2 protein-coding genes and 1 pseudogene are annotated in these 5,912 nt (G+C 64.7%); all 3 read left to right on the top strand.

Features of this window, described 5'->3' with window-relative positions; genetic code table 11:
* A pseudogene (locus tag EN925_RS19820) lies at positions 1-1,139 on the top strand (hypothetical protein); the annotation flags it as partial.
* Between the two features lie 10 nt (positions 1,140-1,149).
* A complete protein-coding gene (locus EN925_RS19815) occupies positions 1,150-4,995 on the top strand; it encodes a DUF11 domain-containing protein (RefSeq protein WP_127369417.1) in 3,846 nt (1,281 codons plus the stop codon).
* A 222-nt stretch (positions 4,996-5,217) separates the two neighbouring features.
* Positions 5,218-5,895, top strand: a complete 678-nt coding sequence (gene rpe, locus EN925_RS19810) for a ribulose-phosphate 3-epimerase (protein ID WP_127384711.1) — start codon at positions 5,218-5,220, stop codon at positions 5,893-5,895.
* Positions 5,896-5,912: the final 17 nt, after the last annotated feature.

Below are 5,912 nucleotides of genomic sequence, written 5' to 3'. Positions count from 1 at the left end.
TGGACATACAAGGTGCCGCCTTCGATAGCGAAGACCCCGACAGCTGGGGCTACACGCAGGACGAGCGCCGCGTCTGGGGTGTCTCCTACCATGGCGGCCGGCTCTACTATTCGGTCGGCGAAAAGTCGGAAATCTGGTCGGTGGGCATCGCTCGCGACGGCAGTTTTGCCGGTGACCCGCGCTGGGAACTGACGGTCAGGGCCGACAAGGACTACGCCGTCACCGACATCGCCTTCGACAATAGCGGCTTCATGTACCTCGCCCAGCGCGGTCCGGTCGAGAACCGTTACGATTACAGCCAGTTCGCCGATTCCGGTAAAGGCGAGGTCATCCGCTATTTCCGGGAGAACCCGGACGATCCGGAAACGGAATCGGTCTGGGTCGAAGTGCCGCAGGAATATGCGGTCGGCTTCCCCCAAGGCAACCGGCAGTCGGCCGGCGGTCTTGATCTGCAATATGGCTATGATGCCGACGGCAATCTCGACAGCTCCGTCTGCACGCAGACGCTGGTCAACACGGGCGACAAGCTGCGCGACAATCCTTCACTCGCCGAACAGCTCGCAGCCGGCGGGCCGCTGGCCGTACACGGTGTGCAGATCACGCCGAAAGAGCTGGTCAAGCCGGCCAATGTGCCGCCCTTCGGCTCATGGTTCGTCGACTTCGACGGTTATTTCGAAGACCCGGAGGTCGAGGGCCATGTCGGCGATGTTGCCGTCTGGCACCCTTGCGAGGGCCGCGCCGGCTATTACGAGGAAATCCCGGGCGGCTACCTGCCCCCCTTCTACCCGCCGGATTTCCCACCACCCGGCAACCTGCCTCCATGTCTCGACGTCGACGACGTCCAGTATTACTGCACGCCTTCCGGCCTCGAGGCCGATCTCTATCTCCATGACCATGCCGGCTTCGGCGGCGATTCGATCAAGGTCCAGTCCAGGACGCCAGGCGTCGGGGTGACATCATCCCAGTCGCATGCGCCCGGCAAGCCTTACACGATCGACATCACCGGCCACTATCCGGGCGACACAGTCGATGTCGGGCTCTGCTTCTACAGGAAGTCCGACAAGGACAAGGGTGGCTATTACCCTTGCTGCAAGATGACTTTGCCGCTCAGAACCCCAGCCGCCAGCTGCGAACGTTGAGGAGGGGAAGATGAAAAATCTCGCACTCTCCCCGCTCGCAACGAACGTCCAAACAACCGTCATGGAGACGATCATGAAACCCCTGTCATACGCCAGGCGCGGCGCGCGCTGGCTGATGGCGGCCGGTATCGCGGTCGCCATGTTCACCCCGGTGCAAGGCTTTGCAGAAGACGCTGCCTCGATCACCCCGGAGCTGAAGCTCGATCTCGACAGTTCGCGCGTCGTCACTCCGAGGCCTGACCAGGTGGTGCCTTTCTTCACCAAGACAGGCGTTCAAAGAGGCTGCGATTACGTCGTCTACTCGCTGAGCTTCGGCTTGCGCGGCGATCCGCAGGGCCTTGCCGACCCGAGCCTCGAGGCCAGGCTGAAGAAGGTCAGGATCGACTTCAAGGACCAGCTTCCGCACGGCCTTGCGATCATCAACGTCAACGTGTCCGGCGACGGCACGGATTCGTCCGGCGGACCACTGCCGGGTGCAACGATCAGCACTTCGGCAAATCCGAACGATACTGCCACGGTTTCCGATTTCCGCATCTCCACGTCCGATGTCGACGGCGTCGGCGCTGCCAACGAGCGTGTGATCAACTTCGCGATCACGGCCAAGATCGATCGTGCGGCATTTCCCGCGCCGACGATCGTCGACAACCAGGGCATGATCAAGGTGACGGCCGGACCGGGCACCGGGACCATCATCCCATCGCAGGATCCGAGCAAGCCCGACGACGGTGACTTCAAGACCGGCGTGAAGACCTCGATCAAGATCGACGTCACCAAGTGCAATCCGCCACCGCCACCTCCCGGCAAGGAATGCTTCAAGGTGGAACGCGGTACGGTCGACTGCGTGCCCGGCGGCGGCGCCTTCATCTATCACATGCCGGTCGGCCCGGAGATGGGCGGCAAGTGGGTGCAGGTGTCGACGAGCACGCCCGGCATCAACATCATCCCCGATACCCAATTGGTGCCGGCGGGCGGCGGTGTGCTCAACTGGAAGATCGTCGGTGCCTCGCCCGGCGACGTCATCCACCTCATCGTCACCGGCATCGAAACCTATGCCGGTCCGAAGGAAGGCTGGGGCCTGTGCTGCACGCAGACGATCGACATCGTCATCCCGCGTGACCAGAGGTGCCCGCCCAGGGACAAGGAGCCGGACCTCAAGGTCGAGAAACGCGCCGACGTGACGCGTTGCACGATGGGCGGCGGCTGCGACTTCACCATCAGGGTCACCAATGTCGGCACCGGAGCCTACCACGGCAAGATCGTGCTCGACGAGGTGACGCTGCCGGCCGGCTCGACGCTCGATTCAGGGCCAAATCCACCTTGGGTCTGCGTACCCGGAACCACCCCGATGACCTGCACCTATCCGGTGACCACGCTCAATCCGGGGGCCTCCGTCGACCTCAAGCTCGGCTTCAAGCCGGCCGGAGGCTGGCAAGGCGGTGCTTTACGCAACTGCGCCACCTACAATTATGGCGCCAGCGGCAAGCCGCTGTTCGGCAGCCAGTCGAACGATCGCGGCTGTGCCTCGATCCCGATCTGCCGGCGCGGCGACCGTGACCGCGACTGCCGGCCGCCGGTGGAGAAGAAGGTCGACCTGATCCTGAAGAAGCGTGCCCGCGTCCCGGTCTGCTCGGCCGACGGCATCTGCACCTTCGTGATCGACATCATCAACAACGGCACATCGACCTATAACGGACCGCTGACGGTGATCGACAGCTATCCGGGCGGCGCGCCGTCCTCCTCGACCTTCGGGCCGAGCCCGCCCTGGACATGCGGACCGAACGGCCCCGGCCAGTTCCGTTGCGACAATGCCGGCATCTCGCTGCCTGCGGGCGCCTCGACGCCGATCGTCGTGAAGGCGGTCATGCCGGCCGGCTACCAGTCGGACACTGTCGAGAATTGCGCTGAGGTGAAGCCCATCCCCGGTGAAAACGACCTCACCAACAACAAGGCCTGCGCCAAGGAACGCTTCCGTCATCCCAATGGCGGCAAGCCGACCCTGCGCATCACCAAGGTGTGCAACGGCTCGCTCGCCGGTGCCGCGGTCGTCTCTTGCCGCATCACTGTCATCAGCCTTGGCACCGCTGCCCCCAACGGTCCGGTGCGGGTCAACGATGCCGCCACGCTGGTGGCCGGCGGCGCGCCCGTCCAGATCCAGACCGTCACCCCCGACGGCGCGGAATGGGCGTGCGGACCGGTTCCGGCCAATGCGCTGTCGTGCCAGATTCCCGGTGCCGTCATGACACCTGGAACCAGCCGCCACTTCGACGTGACGGTCTCGGCGAATGGCGCGTTCGAAAACTGCGCGCGCGGCTCCTATGGGCCTGCGCCGGGCGACGACGTCGTCTATCCCTTTGGCCAGGCCTGCGCCAAGGGCGGCGGTTCTTCGACCATCCGTGTCGAAAAGACCGGCGACCGCGAATGCAGGCTCGGCCAACCCTGCTCGTTCGAGATCACCATCACCAATGAAGGAGCGACCGCCTTCTCCGGGCCGGTCCGCATCGGCGATGCGATCGGCGTGGAGGGTCTCGGCAGGCTGGAAGGCGTTGAGATCACCTCGATCGATCCGCCCTTCGGCTGCTCGCCGGAACCGGCAACCTTGCCTGCGTCCTGCATTGCCAACCTGACGCTCGGCGCCGGCGAAAGCCGGGTGCACCATGTCACCGTGGTCATTCCCGACGACGGCCGCCTGGCCAATCTGCAGGGCAATGTCAGCGGCCAGAACTGCGTCGGCGTGCTGTCTCCCGACACACGGGTGCAGGGCGGTGGCGACGTGCTTGGCGGCGATCAGACCAATGTGCAGGGCGATCACAGCAAGGCCTATGCCTGCCATCCCTTCACCATTAGCCAGGAGACGAGGAAGGAATGCTCGCAAGGCTTCGTCATGAACGATGCCGGCCGCTGCGTTTGCCCCGAAGGCACCACCTACCGCAACGGCCAGTGCTCGCCGGGCGGTGGTATCGTGCCGAAGCCGGAACAGCCGAAACGCTGTGTGCTGCTCGAGGGCCAGATCCGCACCGAGGACGGACGCTGCGTCTGCCCACGCGGAACCGGGCTCGAGAACGGCAGGTGCGTCAGGACCGACAAGCCCGAGCAGTGCACTATCCGTGGCCAGGTCCACAATGCGGATGGCGATTGTGTTTGCCCCAGGGGAACCGAGATCAGGGGCAATGCCTGCCGCCCGATCCAGCCAAAGCCGGAGCAGTGCACGATCCGTGGCCAGGTCCACGATGCCGATGGAGACTGTGTCTGCCCGCGAGGGACCGAGGTGCGCAATGGCGCCTGCCGTCCGATCCGGCCGAAGCCTGAGCAGTGCATCATCCGTGGCCAGGTCCACGACGCGGACGGAGACTGCGTCTGCCCGCAAGGCAACGAGGTCAGAAACGGCGCCTGCCGCCCGATCCGGCCAAGGCCTGACCAGTGCACCATCCGTGGCCAGGTCCACGACGCCGACGGCAATTGTGTCTGCCCGAGGGGTACCGAGGTGCGGGGCAATGCCTGCCGGCGCAAGCAGCCGACGCAGGAGCAGTGCGACATACGCGGCCAGGTCCACAACAAGCGCGGCGAATGTGTCTGCCCGCGCGGCACCGAGGTGATCAACGGCGCATGCCGCAGGCAGGAGGTGGAATGCGCACCGGGCTCGCAGATGATCGATGGCCAGTGCCAGCCGATCATCAGGAGGCGCTGCCCGGAAGGCACGATCGGGCGCTACCCGAACTGCCGGGCGGTCCGCGGACAACCGTCGCTGGAGCTGAACCCCGGCCTGCTGCTGCAGCAGGTGCTGCCACGGCGCAGGCCGCAAGTCGAACAGCGGCAGGACCAGGTTCCAGACAGAATCCTGAAGCTCCAGCAGCAATAACCACCTGCTCGACACGAGACCAGAAACCCCGCCGGAGCAATCCGGCGGGGTTTTCTTCGCAGCTGTGGGGACAAGCGGGAATTGGCCGCAGCATGATCGCGGATAACGGCACGCGTCCCAGCCTGCGCGTCGACCGCGCCTGCACCCTCGACAAGTCGGCTGCGGCGCATTAGGCAGTCGATAGGGTGGCCAACGAGAAGGACACTCGGAAAGGCCGCATCCATGAGCAGAAAGACCCTGATTGCACCATCGGTGCTGGCATCGGATTTTTCCAAACTCGGCGATGAGGTCGAAGCGGTAGCGGCAGCCGGCGCCGACTGGATACATCTCGATGTTATGGACGGGCATTTCGTGCCCAACATCACCTTTGGCCCGCCAGTGATCAAGGCGATCCGCAACCGCACCAAGGCCTTCTTCGACTGCCATCTGATGATTGCCCCGGCCGACCCCTATCTGGCCGCTTTCGCCGAGGCCGGCTGCGACGGTTTGACCGTCCATGCCGAGGCCGGCCCGCATCTTGACCGCTCGCTGCAGACCATCAGGAACCTTGGCAAAAAGGCCGGTGTGTCGCTCAATCCGGCGACGCCGGAAAGCGTGGTCGAATACGTGCTCGACCGGCTCGACCTGATCCTGATCATGACCGTCAATCCGGGCTTCGGCGGCCAGGCCTTCATCCCAGCGATCGTCGACAAGGTGAAGCGGGTCAAGGCCCTCGTCGGAGGCCGGCCGATCCGAATCGAGATCGACGGCGGTGTTTCAGCCGAAACCGCGCCGCTGGTCACCGCTGCCGGCGCCGATGTGCTGGTGGCGGGCGCCGCCATCTTCAAAGGCGGCAGCGTCGAGGCTTATCGGCAGAACATCCAGGCAATCAGGACGGCAGCCGATAAGGCAGCCGGTTGACCAGCAGTGTTCCCGCG

It is taken from the genome of Mesorhizobium sp. M7A.F.Ca.US.006.04.2.1, assembly GCF_004022915.1.
Lineage (GTDB): Bacteria > Pseudomonadota > Alphaproteobacteria > Rhizobiales > Rhizobiaceae > Mesorhizobium > Mesorhizobium ciceri.
This window is presented reverse-complemented; position numbering and strand designations above follow the sequence as displayed.